The 15,940-nt window shown below is 63.0% G+C and carries 17 protein-coding genes; 6 read left to right on the top strand and 11 right to left on the bottom strand.

Translation table 11 applies throughout. The features are described 5' to 3' along the window. Nucleotides 1-8: 8 nt before the first annotated feature. From AWB79_RS27860 to AWB79_RS27870, 3 genes are all read left to right on the top strand, one after another. The gene (locus AWB79_RS27860) at nucleotides 9-1,268 is read left to right on the top strand and encodes a metal-dependent hydrolase family protein (protein ID WP_061170680.1); all 1,260 of its coding nucleotides are present in this window, start codon (nucleotides 9-11) and stop codon (nucleotides 1,266-1,268) included. 82 nt (nucleotides 1,269-1,350) lie between these two features. Continuing rightward, nucleotides 1,351-1,983, top strand: coding sequence for an NUDIX hydrolase (locus AWB79_RS27865; protein WP_061170681.1), 633 nt, complete (start codon nucleotides 1,351-1,353; stop codon nucleotides 1,981-1,983). Nucleotides 1,984-1,987: 4 nt separating this feature from the next. Beyond that, nucleotides 1,988-3,220 (top strand): NAD(P)/FAD-dependent oxidoreductase, encoded by a 1,233-nt coding sequence (locus AWB79_RS27870; protein ID WP_061170682.1) that lies wholly within the window; start codon nucleotides 1,988-1,990, stop codon nucleotides 3,218-3,220. Here AWB79_RS27870 and AWB79_RS27875 read toward each other — a convergent pair. The 8 genes from AWB79_RS27875 to AWB79_RS27910 form a co-directional block, all read right to left on the bottom strand. After that, nucleotides 3,217-3,579, bottom strand: a complete 363-nt coding sequence (locus AWB79_RS27875; protein ID WP_082862487.1) for an EamA family transporter — start codon at nucleotides 3,577-3,579, stop codon at nucleotides 3,217-3,219. The two genes, AWB79_RS27870 and AWB79_RS27875, sit on opposite strands and share 4 nt — an antisense overlap. A 141-nt stretch (nucleotides 3,580-3,720) precedes the next feature. Further along, entirely contained in the window at nucleotides 3,721-4,722 is a 1,002-nt protein-coding gene (locus AWB79_RS27880) for a glycine betaine ABC transporter substrate-binding protein (protein ID WP_061170683.1), read from the bottom strand. Between the two features lie 46 nt (nucleotides 4,723-4,768). Next, nucleotides 4,769-5,884 carry a quaternary amine ABC transporter ATP-binding protein gene (locus AWB79_RS27885; RefSeq protein ID WP_061170684.1) on the bottom strand — a complete coding sequence of 372 codons (1,116 nt, stop codon included), beginning with the start codon at nucleotides 5,882-5,884 and terminating at the stop codon, nucleotides 4,769-4,771. Then, nucleotides 5,877-6,764 (bottom strand): ABC transporter permease, encoded by an 888-nt coding sequence (locus tag AWB79_RS27890; protein ID WP_061170685.1) that lies wholly within the window; start codon nucleotides 6,762-6,764, stop codon nucleotides 5,877-5,879. Before AWB79_RS27890 ends, AWB79_RS27885 begins: the two co-directional genes overlap by 8 nt. Nucleotides 6,765-6,800: 36 nt before the next feature. After that, nucleotides 6,801-8,126, bottom strand: a complete 1,326-nt coding sequence (locus AWB79_RS27895; RefSeq protein WP_061170686.1) for an NAD(P)/FAD-dependent oxidoreductase — start codon at nucleotides 8,124-8,126, stop codon at nucleotides 6,801-6,803. Between the two features lie 29 nt (nucleotides 8,127-8,155). Beyond that, entirely contained in the window at nucleotides 8,156-9,049 is an 894-nt protein-coding gene (locus tag AWB79_RS27900) for a dihydrodipicolinate synthase family protein (RefSeq protein WP_061170687.1), read from the bottom strand. A 4-nt stretch (nucleotides 9,050-9,053) separates the two neighbouring features. After that, nucleotides 9,054-10,553: an aldehyde dehydrogenase gene (locus tag AWB79_RS27905; protein ID WP_061170688.1), complete on the bottom strand. Its 1,500-nt coding sequence runs from the start codon at nucleotides 10,551-10,553 to the stop codon at nucleotides 9,054-9,056. A 61-nt stretch (nucleotides 10,554-10,614) separates the two neighbouring features. Next, a complete protein-coding gene (locus AWB79_RS27910; protein WP_061170689.1) occupies nucleotides 10,615-11,340 on the bottom strand; it encodes a GntR family transcriptional regulator in 726 nt (241 codons plus the stop codon). A 148-nt stretch (nucleotides 11,341-11,488) separates the two neighbouring features. On the opposite strand from AWB79_RS27910, the gene AWB79_RS39735 reads away from it, so the two are divergent. After that, complete coding sequence (locus tag AWB79_RS39735) at nucleotides 11,489-11,794, top strand: hypothetical protein (protein WP_157695870.1); 306 nt, start codon at nucleotides 11,489-11,491, stop codon at nucleotides 11,792-11,794. A gap of 218 nt (nucleotides 11,795-12,012) precedes the next feature. Here AWB79_RS39735 and AWB79_RS27920 read toward each other — a convergent pair whose 3' ends face one another. Beyond that, on the bottom strand, nucleotides 12,013-12,288 hold the full coding sequence (locus AWB79_RS27920; RefSeq protein ID WP_232471050.1) for a hypothetical protein: 276 nt from the start codon (nucleotides 12,286-12,288) through the stop codon (nucleotides 12,013-12,015). Between the two features lie 18 nt (nucleotides 12,289-12,306). Between AWB79_RS27920 and AWB79_RS27925 the strand changes: the two genes are divergently transcribed. Both AWB79_RS27925 and AWB79_RS40170 read left to right on the top strand, forming a co-directional pair. Then, entirely contained in the window at nucleotides 12,307-12,750 is a 444-nt protein-coding gene (locus AWB79_RS27925) for an SET domain-containing protein (protein WP_061170691.1), read from the top strand. A 347-nt stretch (nucleotides 12,751-13,097) separates the two neighbouring features. Beyond that, nucleotides 13,098-13,520 carry a hypothetical protein gene (locus tag AWB79_RS40170; protein ID WP_198399112.1) on the top strand — a complete coding sequence of 141 codons (423 nt, stop codon included), beginning with the start codon at nucleotides 13,098-13,100 and terminating at the stop codon, nucleotides 13,518-13,520. On the opposite strand, the gene AWB79_RS27930 is transcribed toward AWB79_RS40170, so the two are convergent. Beyond that, the gene (locus AWB79_RS27930) at nucleotides 13,508-14,764 is read right to left on the bottom strand and encodes an aromatic ring-hydroxylating oxygenase subunit alpha (protein ID WP_061170692.1); all 1,257 of its coding nucleotides are present in this window, start codon (nucleotides 14,762-14,764) and stop codon (nucleotides 13,508-13,510) included. The genes AWB79_RS40170 and AWB79_RS27930 overlap by 13 nt on opposite strands. A gap of 412 nt (nucleotides 14,765-15,176) precedes the next feature. Next, the gene (locus AWB79_RS27935; protein WP_232471051.1) at nucleotides 15,177-15,848 is read right to left on the bottom strand and encodes a LysR substrate-binding domain-containing protein; all 672 of its coding nucleotides are present in this window, start codon (nucleotides 15,846-15,848) and stop codon (nucleotides 15,177-15,179) included. Nucleotides 15,849-15,940 lie beyond the last annotated feature (92 nt).

Genomic DNA, 15,940 nt, shown 5'->3' on the forward strand with positions numbered 1-15,940 from the left:
GGAAAGACATGAGCACGTTAGTACTCGAAGGCGTCAACGTTTTCGATCCGGCCACGAACCAGCGTCGTACCCACGTCGATGTCTGCATAGCCGATGGCAGGATCGCCGCGATCGGCGACGTGCCGTCGCAGTTCGCCGGCGCGCGCAGGATACGTCTTCCGGGCAGGACGCTGCTTCCCGGCTTTATCGATCTGCACGTTCACGTCGTCGCGTCGAACACCAATCTCGGCGCCAACGCCGCCATGCCGAATTTCCTCGCCGCGCTGAGGACGCTGCCGATCCTGCGCGGCATGCTCAATCGCGGCTTCACCACCGTGCGCGACGCGGGCGGCGCCGACTTCGGCATGTGCGAGGCCGTCAACAGCGGCGTGCTGTGGGGACCGCGCATCCTGTCGTCGGGCAAGGCGCTGTCGCAGACGGGCGGGCATGGCGACTTCCGCCAGCGCAACGACAAGCTCGACGACGCATGCGGCTGCCTCGGCCGTCAGGGCGCGATCGCGCGCGTGGTCGACGGCGTCGATGCGATGCGGCTCGCGGTGCGCGAGGAGCTGCTCAAGGGCGCGTCGCAGATCAAGGTGATGGCGTCGGGCGGAGTGGCTTCGCCCAACGATCCGATCACCAACACGCAGTATTCGGCGGAGGAACTGCGCGCCGCGGTTCAGGAGGCGGAAGCCGCGGGCACTTATGTGATGGCGCACGCCTACACCGCGCGCGCGATTCGCCGCGCCGTGGAGTGCGGCGTGAAATGCATCGAGCACGGCAATCTGATCGATGAGGAAACCGCGCGGCTGCTGGTCGAGCGCGGCGTCGCCGTCGTGCCGACGATCGCCACGCTGGATCGCCTCGTCGAACAAGGACCGGCGCTCGGCTTTCCCGCCGAGTCGCTCGCGAAGATCGACGGCGCGCGCTCGGTCGGCCGGCGGGCGCTCGCGCTGCTGGCGCGCGAGGGCGTGAAGGTCGGCTTCGGCTCCGACATGCTGGGCGAGCTGCACGCTTTCCAGTCTGATGAATTCGCGGTGCGCGCCGAGGTCGTCGGCAATGTCGAGGCGATCCGCTCGGCGACTTGCGTGGCCGCCGAAATCACGGGCGAAGCGGGCGTGCGCGGCACCGTGGCCGTCGGCGCGATGGCGGATCTCGTCGTCGTCGATGGCGACCCGGTGGAGGATATTTCGCTGCTCCTCGGGCAGGGCGAGCACATTCCGCTGGTCATCAAGAGCGGCGCGTGCATGAAGGAGGCGGGACGGCTGCTGGAGCCCGTCGCCGAATGAATGGCGCGGGCGCCCGCCGTCGGGGAAAATGCCGGTGCTATCATGCGCCGGAGATCCCCCGCACACGCAAGACGAATAGCCCATGCCACCCGAGGACCCGCAATCCATCCAACGTCTGGAGCAGGCGCGCCGGCTCCTCGCGCTCGCGCAAACCGGCCTGCACTACACGACCGGCGTATTCGACCGTGAACGCTACGAAGAAGTCGCGGCGATCGCGCATGCGCAGATCGCTGAAATCGCATCGATGGACGTCGCCCGCGTAGCCGAGCTTTTCGCATTCGAAACGGGCTATGCGAACCCGAAGCTCGATGTCCGATGCGCGGTGTTCAACGAAGCCGGGCACATCCTGCTCGTGCGCGAGGCCGCCGACGGCCTCTGGTCGCTTCCCGGCGGCTGGGCCGACGTCGGTTTGTCGCCCGCCGAAAATGCAGCCAAGGAAGTGCGCGAGGAAAGCGGCTATACGGTCGATATCGTGCGTCTGCTCGCAGCCTGGGATATGGCGAAGCATCCTCATCCGCCTTCGGTGTTCCACATCTGGAAGCTCGTCTTTCTCGGCGAGGTCGTGAAGGCCGGCAAGCTCGTCGGCGCGGAGACGGACGCGGTCGGCTTTTTCGCGCTCGACGGTCTGCCGCCCCTGTCGCTCGGCCGCATCATGCCAGAGCAGATCCGCCGGCTGGACGCATTGCGCCGCAGCAACGACGTGGATTTCGACTGAAGCCATGAAATTCGATGCAATGGTTCTCGGCGGCGGCATCGTCGGCGTTTCGATCGCCGTGCATCTGCAGCGGCGCGGCCTGCGCACCGCGCTCGTGGATCGCCGGGCGCCGGGGCAGGAAACCTCGCTCGGCAACGCCGGCCTGATCCAGCGCGAAGGCGTGTATCCGTATGCGTTTCCGCGCGATCTCGCCGCGCTCGCGCGCTATGCCGCCAATCGCTCGACCGACGTCCGCTATCACCCGCGGGCCATGCCGAAGCTGATGCCGTTCCTCATCAGCTACTGGCATCACTCGCGCGCCGACCGCCACGCGCGGATCGCGAAGGCCTATTCGACGCTGATCGAACATTGCATCGACGAGCATCGCGCGCTGATCGAAGAAGCCGGTGCACAGGCGCTGCTCAGAGAAGGCGGCTGGATCAAGGCGTTTCGCACGAGCCAGGCCTTCGACCGCGCCGTGGCCGAGGCTTCGCGCTGGCGGGCGGAATACGGCGTCGAGTACGAAGTCCTGAGCGACGCGGCCTTGCGCGAAGCGGAACCATCGCTCGATCCGGTGTTGCGCGCCGCCGTGCGCTACCCGTCGGCCGATTCGGTCAGCGATCCGGCGGGCCTCGTCACCGCCTACGCGGCGCTCTTCGAGCGTCTCGGCGGCGCCGTGCTCACAGGCGACGCCGCGACGCTGCAGCCAGCCTGGCGCGTGAACACGCAAGACGGAATCGTCGAAGCCGAACAGGCCGTCCTGGCAATGGGACCGTGGTCCGGCGATCTGACCGCGAAGCTCGGCTATGCGCTGCCGCTCGAGGTCAAGCGCGGCTATCACATGCACTACACGGCCGGGCCGGGCGCGACGTTGAACCAGCCGGTCCTCGACGCCGAAATCGGTTACCTGATTACGCCGATGGTTCGTGGAATCCGCCTGACGACCGGCGTCGAACTCGGCTTTCGCGATGCGCCGAAAACGCCGGTGCAACTCGATGCGGTCGAACCCTTTGCGCGCACTGTCTTTCCGCTCGGCGAGCGCATTGATGCGGAACCGTGGCTGGGACGTCGCCCGTGCACGCCCGACATGATGCCGGTGATCGGACCCGCGCCGCGCCACGAGAATCTCTGGTTCGCGTTCGGGCATGCGCACCACGGGCTGACGCTCGGCGCGATCACGGGCCGGCTCATCGCCGAGATGATGACGGGCGAGCGTCCGCTGGTCGATCCGCACCCGTTCCGCGCCGACCGTTTCTAGCTTCCCTCCGCCGCGCGCACGCCATCGCCCGATACGCGGCGCGACATGCGCGACTCGCCGGACGCCCGCTGCTGCCCAATCTGGAGCAGCGCGATGCTGCCGAAGATCAGGACCATGGCCACAGTCTCCGGCAATCCGAAGCGTTCGCCGACCGCCCAGCCGATCAGCAGCGCGACAGCCGGCGCGAGATAGTTCGAACTCGACGAAGCGACCGCGCCGAGCTTCTCCAGCAGGTAGTAATAGATCAGGAACGCCGCGCCGGTCAAGAGCGTGCCGAGGCCGACGACCACGCCCGCGGTTGCGCGCCAGTCCTGAAGCAGCCGCTCCATTCCGGCGAAGTCGGTCACGAAAAACAGCATGACTAGACGAGCGCCGTCAGCGAAGGAATGAGCCGTCGATAACCTTTCGCGCCATCGTTGAGTGTTTTCATCGTGAGCCCTGCAACGCGTTGAAGAGTCGAGGCGGCGACGGATCGCCGACTCGGCTCGTCTTCATAGACTTCACAGCGATGCCTTGATCTTTTCCGCTGCGTCCGGCGTGACCCACTTCGTCCAGACGTCCTGCTTCTCCTTGAGGAAGCGTTTCGCGCCATCCTCGCCGGTTGCCTGGTTGTTGGTCATCCAGACCATGACCTGCTGGACGTCGGCGGTCTTGAAGGTGCGCGTGTTCAGGTATTTCATCACGTCCGGGCTGGCCTTGTCCGCGAACGGCTTGGCGATCAGCGTATAGAGACGTCCCGGCGGCCACGCCGTCGGCTTCGGATCGGGGCAATCGGCCACGGTCGTGCAACGCTTCCACTCGGCTTCGTCGACCGGAACGCCGGCCTCGAGCTTCACCATCTGGTACTTGCCGAGCAGCGAGGTAGGCGACCAGTACACGCCGAGCCACGGCTGCTTGTGCTCGTACGCCTTGGCGAGCGCCCCGTCGAGGCCCGCGGCGGAACCGGTGTCGATCAGCCGGAAACCAGCCTTGTCGGCCTTGTACGCCTTGAACAACTGCGCGGTATTGACCGTCATGCCCCAACCTTGCGGACCGTTATAGATCGCGCCCTTGCCCGGATTCTCGGGATCGGGGAACAGCTCGGGGTGTTTCAGCGCATCGGGAATCGTCCTGATCTCGGGATGGGCGTCGGCGAAATACTTGGGGATGTACCAGCCATATACCGCGCCTTCCTGAATCACCTTCGACGCCATGACGATCTTCTTCGCGTCGATCCCCTGCTTGACGATGGCGGGCAGCAGATCGATCGCGCCTTCCGAGACGATGTCGGGCTTTGCCTTGTCCACCATTGACGTGATGGTCGGAACCGTGTCGCCGATCACCATGTTCACCTGACAGCCGTAGCCTTCGCCGAGAATGACTTTGTCGACGGCGGCTTCGAGTTCCGCGCTCTGCCAGTTCATGCTCGCGATGGTCACGTTGCCGCAACTCGCGGCGTTGGCCTGCGACGCGCCACAGAACACGCCCGCCACGGCAAGGGCGCCAAACAGTTTCAGTTTCATTGCAGTTTCCCAAGAGGTCGAACAAGCTGGTTCAGCGAAAAATCATTTACCCGCGCGAGGCTTCGGCCGGAGCGTAGACGGCGGCGCGATCGTCCACGGGCACGCGCGCGGCGTCGGCTGCTTCGTCCGGCGTGATCAGCGCGCACGCCAGTTGACGCAGACTCACCGTGCCGAGCGGCCGACTTCCCTCGCCCACGACGATCAGATGATCGTTGCCGGAGTCGCGCGTCAGCACCGAGATGGCGTCTTCGATGGTCGTATCGGCCGCGACGTGCCTGCCTGCCGCCGCCACGCCCGCGCGCAGCGGCGACATCACGCCGTCCACCGACACCACGCGTCCGCGATTCACCTGCTTGACGAAGTTGGTCACGTATTCGTCAGCGGGCCGCAGGACGATGTCCTGCTTCGTGCCTTGCTGCACCATGCAGCCGTCGCGCAAGATGGCGATCTGGTCGCCGAGCCGCAGCGCCTCGTCCAGGTCGTGCGTGATGAAGACGATGGTCTTGCGGATTTCCTTTTGCAGGTCCAGCAGCACGGTCTGCATGTCCATGCGGATGAGCGGGTCGAGCGCCGAGTACGCCTCGTCCATGAGCAGCACGGGCGCGTCCATCGAAAGTGCGCGCGCCAGTCCCACGCGCTGCTGCATGCCGCCCGAGAGCTGATTCGGATAGCGTTCCTCGAAGCCCTTGAGCCCCACGCGCTCGATCCATCCCATCGCCGTGCCGACCGATTCCTTGCGTCCGACGCCACAGACTTCGAGCCCGTAAATGACGTTGTCCAGCACGTTGCGATGCGGCAGGAGCGCGAACTTCTGGAACACCATCGCGGTCTGGCGGCGACGGAATTCGCGCAGGTCGCGGAACTTCATCCTGCACACGTCGACGCCGCCGATCAGCACCTCGCCCGCGGTGGGATCGATGAGCCGGTTGATGTGGCGGATCAGCGTGGACTTGCCCGAACCGGACAGACCCATGATCACCTGAATCGAACCGGCCGGAATGTCCAGGTTGATGTCTCTCAGGCCGAGCACGTGACCGGACTGCTTTAGAAGGTCCGCCTTCGAGAGACCGTTTTTCACGGCGTCGACATAGGACGCGGCTCTCGGCCCGAAGATCTTGTAGAGATTCTGGATTCTGATGCCGCCGGACTGAATGTCAGCCATGGACCACCTCCTGATGCTTCTGGAGCCGCTTGCCATATGCCTGACTGACGCGGTCGAAGATGACCGCGATGCCCACGATGGCAAGTCCGTTGAAGATGCCGAGTGTGAAGTACTGGTTCGCGATCGCCTTCAGCACCGGCTGCCCGAGCCCCTGCACGCCGATCATCGCGGCGACGACCACCATCGCGAGGGCCATCATGATGGTCTGGTTGACGCCGGCCATGATGGTCGGCAGCGCGAGCGGCAGCTGCACCTTGAGAAGACGTTGCCAGCCCGACGAACCGAACGCGTCCGCGGCTTCGAGAATGTCGCGGTCGACGAGGCGTATGCCCAGGTTCGTCAGGCGGATCATCGGCGCGATCGCGTAGATGACCACGGCGATCAGACCCGGCACGCGGCCGATGCCGAGCAGCATGACCACCGGAATGAGATAGACGAAGCTCGGCATGGTCTGCATCACGTCGAGGATCGGGTCGATCACGCGACGAACCCGGTCCGACTTCGCCATCGCTATACCGATGGGCAAGCCGATCAGGATCGACAGCAACGTGCAGACGAAGATCATCGACACGGTTCGCATCGTGTCCTGCCACATGTCGAAGTAACCGATGATCGCAAGCGTCGCGACGCAGCCCAGCACCACCTTCCAGTTCCTGCTGGCCGCCCACGCGACCACGACCACCAGCAGCATGATGACGGGCCAGGGCGTGTGCGTCATGAAGCGTTCGGACGCCATCAGGAAATCCTGCAATGGCTGGAACGCCTTGTCGATCGGGTCGCCGTAAGCGGCGGTGAAGCCGCGAAATCCGTCGTCTATGCTGCGCTTGAGATGCAGAAGCGTCTCGTCCTGCATGTGTGGAAACCTGCTGAGCCAGTCCATGTGGACCTCCTCCATTCTGTCAATCGATGTTGTCCGTCACTCGAGTCCCGCCGACCATTCCTTCATGCTCAGATTCGCCGTCGCGCCGATAGTGAGGAATGGCTGCGGCGGAAGCCGTCTGGGCGCCGCGAAGCCGCGAAACACCTGAACCAGCCACGAATCCATGCCCAGCGCCGCCTCGGCCGCGGCGATGCCCGACGCCGTCGCTTTCGTGGCGCCGACGCCATTGCAGGCGATCGCGGCGAAGATGCCCGGCTCGATTTCGCCGAACGCCGGCACGCCGTTCCACGTCAGGGCCATGGCGCCCGCCCAGCGGTATTGCATCGGCACGCCTTTCAGGCCGGGAAAGCGCGCCTCGAACTTTCGGTCGTGAACCCGCCCGGCGCGCTCGATCGCGCCTTCGCTCACCTGCATGCGCGGGTTATAGGTGTAGCGCGAGCGGATCAGGATGCGATCGCCGTCATCGCCGCGCACCCGGCGCACCGTCGTGCCCATCGGGAAAGCCGGTGTCGCCGCCCACGAGCGCTCGCCGCCGAGCCGCTCCGGCCGGAATGCCTCCGTCATCGACGCGTATGTGTAGACATGCAGCAGTTGTCCACGAAACAGACCGAAGTTCTGCGCCTGTCCGTTGTTCGCGAGGATGACCTTTCCTGCTTTCACCGAGCCCTTCGGAGTCCTGATCTTCCAGGACACGCCTTCACGCTCGAATGACAATGCGGGCGTGTTCTCATAGAGCTTCACGGGATTGCGGAACGAATCCGCCAGACCCCGGATATACGCCGCGGGCTGGATGATGACCGTGCCCGGCGTGTAGATCGCGGACGAGAACGAGCTGCCTCCCGTCACCGCTGCGATCTCTCGTGCATCGAGAAGCCTGTAGGGCTCGCCGACCTTGTCCAGTTGCTTCGCGTAGGACGCAACGTGCCGGTCGCCCTCCGGACCCAGCGCGACGTTGTACTTGCCGCACGGATCGAAGATATCCTTGCCCCAGCCCTTTTGCGTCGCCAGTTCCTGCGCGAGCGCGATCGCCGTGCGGTGGACCTTGAAGTCGTGACGTCGGGCGTCGCTGTCCGAACCGCCGTAGTCCTCCGACGAAACTTCGTGCGGAAGGTCGATGATGAAGCCGGAGTTGCGTCCCGTCGCGCCCTCGGCGATTTCTCCCGCCTCCAGAACGACGACCTTGAGTTTCGGGTCCAGTTGCGACAGCCGCCGCGCCGCCGACAGACCCGCGAAGCCACCGCCGATGATCGCGATGTCGGCGCTCACGGCGCCATCGAGTGCGGGACGCGGCGGCCGCGATGGCAGCATCGATACCCAGCCGGACTGGCCGAGATGCTGAGGAAGTTTGCGCGTTACGAACATGATTTCCGCCCGATCCGATTCAATCCGGTTTAAACGGCGCGCCGCTCGCGTTCGACCAGTTCGCCGAGCGCGCTTTGCAGGACATCGATCTTTTTCGCCGACAGGCGCGACAGCGGCCGACGCGGATTGCCCGCGCCATAGCCCGTCATGTCGGCGGCGGCATAGACGGACTGAACGTAGTCGCCTTCCCAGATCAGGGACATCGCGGGTTCGAGCAGGCGCCAGATTTCGCGTGCATCGTCCCATTTGTGCGCTTGCGCCGCGCCGACGAATTCGAGGCACGTCTTGGGCGCGAAGTTGGCGCCACCCCAGATGAGGCCGCTCACGCCGGCATACAGCGCGTAGGGCACGAGCGCGTCGGCGCCGTTCATCATCGGCAGGCCCGTGCGAACGAGCGCGGCTTGCTTCGCCAGATCGCCGCTGCTGTCCTTGACGGCGAGGAACTCGGGAATCTCGCACAGACGTCGCAACAGCGACGGCGTGATCTCGACGCCCACGGCCTGCGGCACGTTATAGCCGATGATCGGCAGCCCGCCGCGCGCAACGGCGGCGTAGAACTCGAACACGCCGTCGTCATCGGTCGGGCCTTCGAAGAAGGGCGGCAGCACCATCACGCCGTCCACGCCGCAATCGGCCGCATGACGCGTGCGCTCCACCACGTCGTCGACGAGCAGCGCCGAAGTCTGCGCGATGATCTTCGCCCGTCCGCCGATGACTTTCGCGCCGAAGGCCACCAGCGCCTTCGATTCTTCCTGCGAAAGATAGACGTGCATGCCGGTGCCCGAGCTGAGCACGAAGCCGCGAATGCCCACCGCCAGATAACGCTCGATCAGTTGCTCCAGTCGCGCGTGATCCGGCTTGCCGTTTCCGTCGAAAGGAGTACTGATTGCGAGATTGATGCCGGGAAATTTAAAGTCTTTCATGGTTTTACAGATCGTCCGTTTCGTTGTCGTTCAGGTCGAGCCAGATGGTTTTGAGCTGCGTGTACTGATCGTGCGCGTGCAGCGAGTTGTCGCGGCCGCCGAAGCCCGATTGCTTGAAGCCGCCGAAGGGTGTCGTGATGTCGCCTTCGCCGAAGGAATTCACCGTCACGGTGCCCGCGCGGATCGCGCGTGCGGCGCGCAGCGCGCGCTTGCCGTCGCCGGCGAAGACGGAAGCGGCGAGGCCATAGTCCGTATCGTTCGCGATATCGACCGCCTGTTTCAGGCTATCCACCGTGATGACCGCCAGAATCGGTCCGAAGATTTCTTCGCGCGCATGCTTCGCGTCGTTGCTTGCCACGTCGATGATGGTCGGGTGCACGTAGCGCCCTTCGCTCGTCTGGCCGCCATAAATCACCGCGATGTCATCGGAGAGATACGAGCTCACCTTGTCGAAATGCTGCGGAGAGACGAGCGGCCCGATGCGGTTAGCGGGATCGAGCGGGTCGCCGACCTTCCATTCGTCGGCGATCTTCGCGATCTTGTCCAGCAACGACGCCTTGACGTCGCGATGCACGATCAGCCGTGAGATCGCCGAGCAGTTCTCGCCCATGTTCCACAGCGCGCCATTGACGATGTGGCCCGCTACGGCATCGAGATCCGTCGCATCCGGCATGACGATGCACGGATTCTTCCCGCCCATTTCGAGCACGACTTCCTTGAGATTGCTTTCCGCCGAATAGGAAAGAAAGCGGCGCCCGGTCTCCGTCGAACCGGTGAAGGACACCATGTCGATATCGCGATGACGGCCGATCGGCTCGCCCACCGCCGGACCCGTGCCCGTCACGACATTGAAGACACCCGGCGGAATGCCGGCTTCGAGCGCCAGTTCGGCGACGCGCAGCGCCGTGAGCGAAGTTTCCTCGGCGGGTTTCACGACGAGCGAACAACCCGCCGCGAGCGATGGCCCGATCTTCCACGCGAGCATCAGCAGCGGAAAATTCCACGGCAACACCAGGCCGACGACGCCGACCGGCTCGCGCACGATCATCGAGATATGGCTGTCCGATGGCGGCGACACCTGATCGTAGATCTTGTCGATGGCTTCGGCGTGCCAGCGCAGCACGTTGATGGTCTCTGGAACATCCACGGTCTGGCAGTCGAAGATCGTTTTGCCGGCATCGAGGCTCTCCATGACGGAAAGCTCCAGCGCGTGCTTTTCGATGAGATCGGCCAGACGGAGGATGGCGTGCTTGCGCGCGGCCGGGTGCAGCCTGGACCAGCGGCCGTCGTCGAATGCGGCGCGCGCGCTCGCCACCGCCAGATCGACGTCTTTCGCCGAGCAGGCGGGCAGGTCGGCGAGAGTTTCACCGGTAGCCGGATTGAGCGTCGCGAAAGTTTCGCCCGATGCCGCACCGCAAAGCCTGCCGTCGATCACGACGGATACCGGCAGCGTCATCTCGCGAGCGATCCGCTGATACTCGGACCTTGAAAGCAGATCAGTCATTGGCACTCTCTCTTCGATACGGTTTTCACGACGAACCGAAGCGAGCGCCCGGTTCGCGAATCTAAAACTCAATCGGCACGTTCACGCCTTCGGGCGCCACGTACGAAGCCATGTTCCGGCGCGCGAGATAGACATGCGCCCGCACGACCTCGCCAGCCGCTTCCGAATCCCGGCGCTGTATGGCGTCGATGATGTCTTCGTGCTGCTGCACCGCTTCCGCGAGTTCGGCGTCCATGCGCTCGTCGCGCGGCTGGTAAAACGTCTTGCCAAGCCTTGCATGATCGATCAGCAGCCGGCACAGGCTCGGCAGCAGATACGGGTTGTGCGCCATCTTGCCGATCTCGAAATGGAACTGATCGTTCTGCAGCACTCTTTCATCGACCTGGTCACCTTCCACCGCCGCGCGAAACCGTTCCTGCACTCGCTTCAGGCCATCGATTTCCGCCTGCGTGGCGTGCGCCGCCGCCAGCTTGGTCGTCGCCACGTAGATCAGCGGCGCCGCCAGGAAATAGTTGCGTAGCGAGTCGTAGTTCATCGAGGCGACGCGCGCCGCGCGATTCGCCTCCAGTTCGATATAACCTTCGGCCGCCATCTGCCGCATCAACTCCCGCACCGGCGGCCGCGACAGGCCGAATTCCTCGGCCAGCGCCACTTCGTCCAGACTCGCGCCCGGCGCCAGTTCCATGCTCAGAATGCGATGCCGCAATGCCTGTCCCAGCGCACCCTTGCGGTCGAGAGACGTGGCCTGCCCCTCGTCTCGCTCCGTCTCCGCAACATTCGCCTTCATGCGTTCTCCAGTGGTGTCCATAGTGTGTCTACAAATTGTACTCGTCAAGACTTCAATGTGTCTAATAAGGGTAGTCACTGAGAATTGCGCTTGGGTGACTGGTGTCAGGGTGCACGCTTTCGGGGCGCGTGTCGACCGGGTCTCATGATTGGATTTCCCGGGAAAGGCCGATGGTTGGGGTTTCATCCTTGCGACGCGTCGATTTCCGGAAAATTTCTTCCAGAGCGCCAAGAGAAGTTCACTGCACGCGAAACGAGGCCGGACGGAAGCGATGCGCGCCGCGAAGAGCCTGCTGCTCCCGATGTGGCTGTCGACGGGCGCGGTCACCGCCCAGGCTCAGACATGCTTACCGGTCGGCGCGCCGATGACGCTGCTCGGTCAGGCGATGCGGGAGACGGTGCAGCTATCCAATGGCTCCGCATCCAGCGTCCGGATGCTGGCGATGAATCCGTAGCTATGCGTCATCGACAAGCGATACTCGAACGATCCACAAGGACGGATCGGCATCTCCCGTATTCAGATCATCGGGGCCGTTCCGCCTGTCGGCGTTCGCATTATGCTGACCGGAGTGCTCAACGCGAGAAACGGACCTCGGTATGTCGTTCCTTCCGAGGCGTCCAAGTTGCCGCCCAATGTCAGGCTCGCTCCAGGCCAGTGGCGCGGAGCATCAGATCAGAACAGTTCCGTCTCCAGTGGAGCCAGGCTGGTCCACTTCACGGCGGTGCGCCGCTCCACGCCGTCGTCATGAATCGACCGTATCATCACGCGCTGGCCGCGCGCCTCCCCCAGCACTTCGACGATCCGGTTACGGTAGCGCGCAAGCGAACCGCGCAGCGGCTTGCGTTTCTTACTCTTGCGGGGGGAAACTGCGGGCATGGACGTGACAACGATTAATGACGGCCACATGATAGCGATGCGCAAGCCATCGCTCAAATATTCAACTTCCACTCTGCGAGCCGCCACACCATGCGTCGAATCACTGTCCGCACTTCGCCCGTTCATGGCCGTGGCGTCTTCGCGCTCGCCGATCTGCCCATGGGCGCGCTGCTGCTCGAATACAAAGGGCTGCGTCTGTCGTGGAAGGAGGCGCAGCGCGTGCATGCGAAGTCGGGCGCGGAAGATGGCCATACATTCCTCTTCGGCCTCGACGACGGCAGCGTGATCGACGGCGCGCGCGGCGGCAATTCCGCGCGCTGGCTCAATCACAGTTGCGCGCCGAACTGCGAGGCGGAGCAGGACGGCGAGCGCGTGTTCATCCGCGCGATCCGGCCGATCGAGAAGGGGCAGGAGTTGTTCATCGACTATATGTTGACGGTGGAGGGGAGGCGCACGGCGGCGATCCGGCGGCTTTATGCTTGTCGATGCAGCGCGGTGGGCTGTCGGGGGACGATGTTGGCGGGGAGGCGGTAGGTCTATCGCTTCAACGGTAGCGGCAGTGGCGAAGGAATGGGTTCTTCACGAATCGTCGGGAAAGGCGCTTGCGGCCACTGCACGTTGTTCGGACTTGGGGTTTCCAATGTCGGCTCGCAGGCTGCTTCGGACACAGGCTTATCGGACAATTTCTGCCGCTGCTCGGCCTTTGCCGACATTAAGGCACGTTCTGTTCAACGCCAGCAGCCAGGGGGATTGCTGACCTTGTCGGCGTCGCGCAGCAGGACTGCAACCGCCTGCACCAGCGAACTCACACTCACGACCCTCATCGGCCGCTGGGTGCGGCGCCAGTAAAACGGCGGCTTTCACGCGTACAACGGTCGTCGATGGCACAACAGAAAATCGTTGGCAAATCGGCTGAATCGGTCTTCCACCTCATCTGGCGCCGGTCCTGCTGGTTAGCGTGGTTTCAGTTGCTCGACAACATACTGGCGGACGATCAGATCCAGGTGCGCACCGCCAGCATTCGTTTACACCGTTCGGTCTCCGGCCGAACGATGGAGCGCCGTCATCCGGCACAGATCGAGCAGATCGCCTTCGATATCCTCTCCCGAATCACGCCCGCTTGCAGCGGCGGGGCGGCAGCGCCATTGGGAGAAGAGGGGAAAAAGGGTATCGAACGTCGCCCTCAACGATGCCTCTGCATCGAGAAAGGTACGCTGCCGCGTACCTTCCGTCTGACCAGCTTCTCCAAACCTTGCTGCGTTACTCCTTCCTGGCGAGAACCTCGGCAGCCTCAAACACCGTGAGCCTGCAAACGCCCTGCATACCAACCAACGAACTGGTCGACGTAGGCCTCCGTGGTGGGCGAGTACGGTCCAGGAATATACCCCGGGTCCTGTGCGCCGCGGTGATTGATGGCGACGAGACTAGCGTCCTGTGCGTTCGTCGCGACCCAAACCTCCGTCAGCTTCGTGACGTCATAGTCCACGCCCTCCACTGCGTCCGCGTGAACCAGCCACTTCGTTCGAACCAGGGTTTTGTCCGGAGTGAGCGGAATGATGTAGCTAATCATGGCATGGTCACTCATCACGTGCGTCCACGAATTGTGTGTCCACATGTGCGTATCACCAAGGTCACGACGGGTGAGATCGCCCAGCAGCTTCTGACAAGCGACCTTGGTATCCATCGTCTGCGACTCGCCCTCGCCTCCGATGATTAGCCGCTGCGTGCGGAAATGCGTGGCGACGTCGCCTGTGAGCTCCTCAACTGCCGAGCATGCATGGCCCTCGCTCTCCCAATCCTGCTGGCTATCAGCGTTGAGCTTGTTATATGCGTCAAGCGCTTTCCGTCCCTCCTCATCCATGTCGTCCGCGCTCGCGCCGGTGGATTCCGGAATGAACGACAACGTCAGCTCTGGATGCCCCGCTTCGCAGTGGTAGCACTCACGGTTATTTTCCATGACGAGCTTCCAGTTGCCGTCTTCAATAATCTCAGACTCGAACGCAATTTTTGTGTTCTGCAACTCATACGGGGCAAAGCGAGGCGTCATCGTTTCGTCAAGCTTTGCGATGTCAGCCGGCGGCTCGTCCGCGAAACACACAAAAATATGCGTGCCGACGACTTTGAGATGCACCGGTCGCAGGTTGCGACAGGTCGCGTCGAAATCCTGGCCCATATGCTTGGCGTGCTTCAGGCTGCCGTCGAGGTCATACGTCCACTGGTGGTACGGACATACGAGCATACCGACCGTCGATTTACCAGCCTCCTTCAAACGAGCGCCACGGTGGCGACACACATTGCGATAAGCGCGGATGTTCTCATCATCATCGCGGACGATGATGACCGATGCCCGACCGACATCCACGACAGAGACATCGCCTGGCTCCGGAACATCGGCTGTCACTCCCACCACAATCCAGTGCTTGTGGAAAAAGATATCGACGTCAGTATCGAAAACGTCCGGTCGGATAAAGACTTCGCCGGGCAACCCGCACCCAGGCTCACGGCTCCGGACAAGTTCACCAAGGGGTTTCAACACAAACTCAGACATCGTCCTTCTCCAACGTTGAGGGGTAACGGAACTACGAATGGTCCCGCGTTGGCGCCAGTATTGAATTGTCGGGAAACGCCGTCAATGCGCTTTATTTTCTGTGCAGTATTACTTTAGATTATGGTCTGACGCCTCTTACGTTCCTGGTAAGTCTGCGCGCGCGGCTTGCGGCCTCGGGTAAGCAAAAACAATGACCTTGCAGGCTTCGACAAGCGAATCCTTCGTTGTTAAGCGGTTCCTGACAGTGGATTAGCTACGCCAGGAAGTTGCTCCGCGCTATCTCAAAACGCAACGGCCCCACTTCGTTGGGGGCGGGAGGTTGCGAAAAATCAGAATTGATGCAGCGGTGGCTGGCGCGCTATCTCTGGCCGCAGGTGGTCGCAGGAGCCGATTTAAAGCTGGCCATACCGCCTCAGGTAACGCCTGCGGCGTGACGCAAAAGCTCAATAAGCGTTTGGGTCGTCGGCGTGATTCGTCTCCCGTGAGGGACAACGAGATAGTAGGCATCACGCATCGGCAGAGACGCAGCCGTCACCCGGACCAGTTGTCCGGATGCGAGATGCTCATGAAGCAGTCGGTTCCATCCCATCACTATGCCCTGGCCGTCGAGCGCCGCTTGAACCGCATCCGGATAAAGGGAAGTGAGCAAGCCGTACTTCAACTTTCCGGGACGTTCGCCCAGCGCCCGGAACCACTGCTCCCAAGTCAACCAACCTTCTGATGTGGGGTCGTCTGCAATGAAAGAGCAAGTCATGAGTTCCGCTAGCGTTTCAGGCGTTCCATTCTCCTTCAGCCAACTCGGAGAGCACACGGCTGAAACCTGCTCCTCAAACAGCAAGTAGGATGTGCCGTCGCTCCAGTTGCCGTTTCCAAAGCGTACGACCGCATCGACTTCATTGTGTCGAAGGTCTGCGGTGAACATCGTGGTTGTGAGCCGGATTCTTAGGTTCGGATTTAGACGCTTGAGCGTCCCAACGCTGGACATCAGACGGAAGTGGGAGAACGCGGCCGTCGCTCCCAAAACAAGCTCCTCATCTTCGATGCCTGTCGATAATCTGTCGAAGACGCCTGCGATTCTGCCCATGGACTCCGACACGACTGAGATTGACCCGCTCCGACGGACAGATTTGCAGTTAAAGATTTGTCATGGTCCGACCTCCGTCAAGCGTTGAGTCG

This window comes from Caballeronia hypogeia, assembly GCF_001544875.2.
GTDB lineage: Bacteria > Pseudomonadota > Gammaproteobacteria > Burkholderiales > Burkholderiaceae > Caballeronia > Caballeronia hypogeia.

What these genes read in the sequence shown, in the direction of transcription:
- AWB79_RS27860 (WP_061170680.1), top strand. Translation starts at nt 9, where the DNA reads ATGAGCACGTTAGTACTCGAAGGCGTCAACGTTTTCGATCCGGCCACG.
- AWB79_RS27865 (WP_061170681.1), top strand. Translation starts at nt 1,351, where the DNA reads ATGCCACCCGAGGACCCGCAATCCATCCAACGTCTGGAGCAGGCGCGC.
- AWB79_RS27870 (WP_061170682.1), top strand. Translation starts at nt 1,988, where the DNA reads ATGAAATTCGATGCAATGGTTCTCGGCGGCGGCATCGTCGGCGTTTCG.
- AWB79_RS27875 (WP_082862487.1), bottom strand. Translation starts at nt 3,579, where the DNA reads ATGCTGTTTTTCGTGACCGACTTCGCCGGAATGGAGCGGCTGCTTCAG.
- AWB79_RS27880 (WP_061170683.1), bottom strand. Translation starts at nt 4,722, where the DNA reads ATGAAACTGAAACTGTTTGGCGCCCTTGCCGTGGCGGGCGTGTTCTGT.
- AWB79_RS27885 (WP_061170684.1), bottom strand. Translation starts at nt 5,884, where the DNA reads ATGGCTGACATTCAGTCCGGCGGCATCAGAATCCAGAATCTCTACAAG.
- AWB79_RS27890 (WP_061170685.1), bottom strand. Translation starts at nt 6,764, where the DNA reads ATGGACTGGCTCAGCAGGTTTCCACACATGCAGGACGAGACGCTTCTG.
- AWB79_RS27895 (WP_061170686.1), bottom strand. Translation starts at nt 8,126, where the DNA reads ATGTTCGTAACGCGCAAACTTCCTCAGCATCTCGGCCAGTCCGGCTGG.
- AWB79_RS27900 (WP_061170687.1), bottom strand. Translation starts at nt 9,049, where the DNA reads ATGAAAGACTTTAAATTTCCCGGCATCAATCTCGCAATCAGTACTCCT.
- AWB79_RS27905 (WP_061170688.1), bottom strand. Translation starts at nt 10,553, where the DNA reads ATGACTGATCTGCTTTCAAGGTCCGAGTATCAGCGGATCGCTCGCGAG.
- AWB79_RS27910 (WP_061170689.1), bottom strand. Translation starts at nt 11,340, where the DNA reads ATGAAGGCGAATGTTGCGGAGACGGAGCGAGACGAGGGGCAGGCCACG.
- AWB79_RS27925 (WP_061170691.1), top strand. Translation starts at nt 12,307, where the DNA reads ATGCGTCGAATCACTGTCCGCACTTCGCCCGTTCATGGCCGTGGCGTC.
- AWB79_RS40170 (WP_198399112.1), top strand. Translation starts at nt 13,098, where the DNA reads ATGGCACAACAGAAAATCGTTGGCAAATCGGCTGAATCGGTCTTCCAC.
- AWB79_RS27930 (WP_061170692.1), bottom strand. Translation starts at nt 14,764, where the DNA reads ATGTCTGAGTTTGTGTTGAAACCCCTTGGTGAACTTGTCCGGAGCCGT.
- AWB79_RS27935 (WP_232471051.1), bottom strand. Translation starts at nt 15,848, where the DNA reads ATGGGCAGAATCGCAGGCGTCTTCGACAGATTATCGACAGGCATCGAA.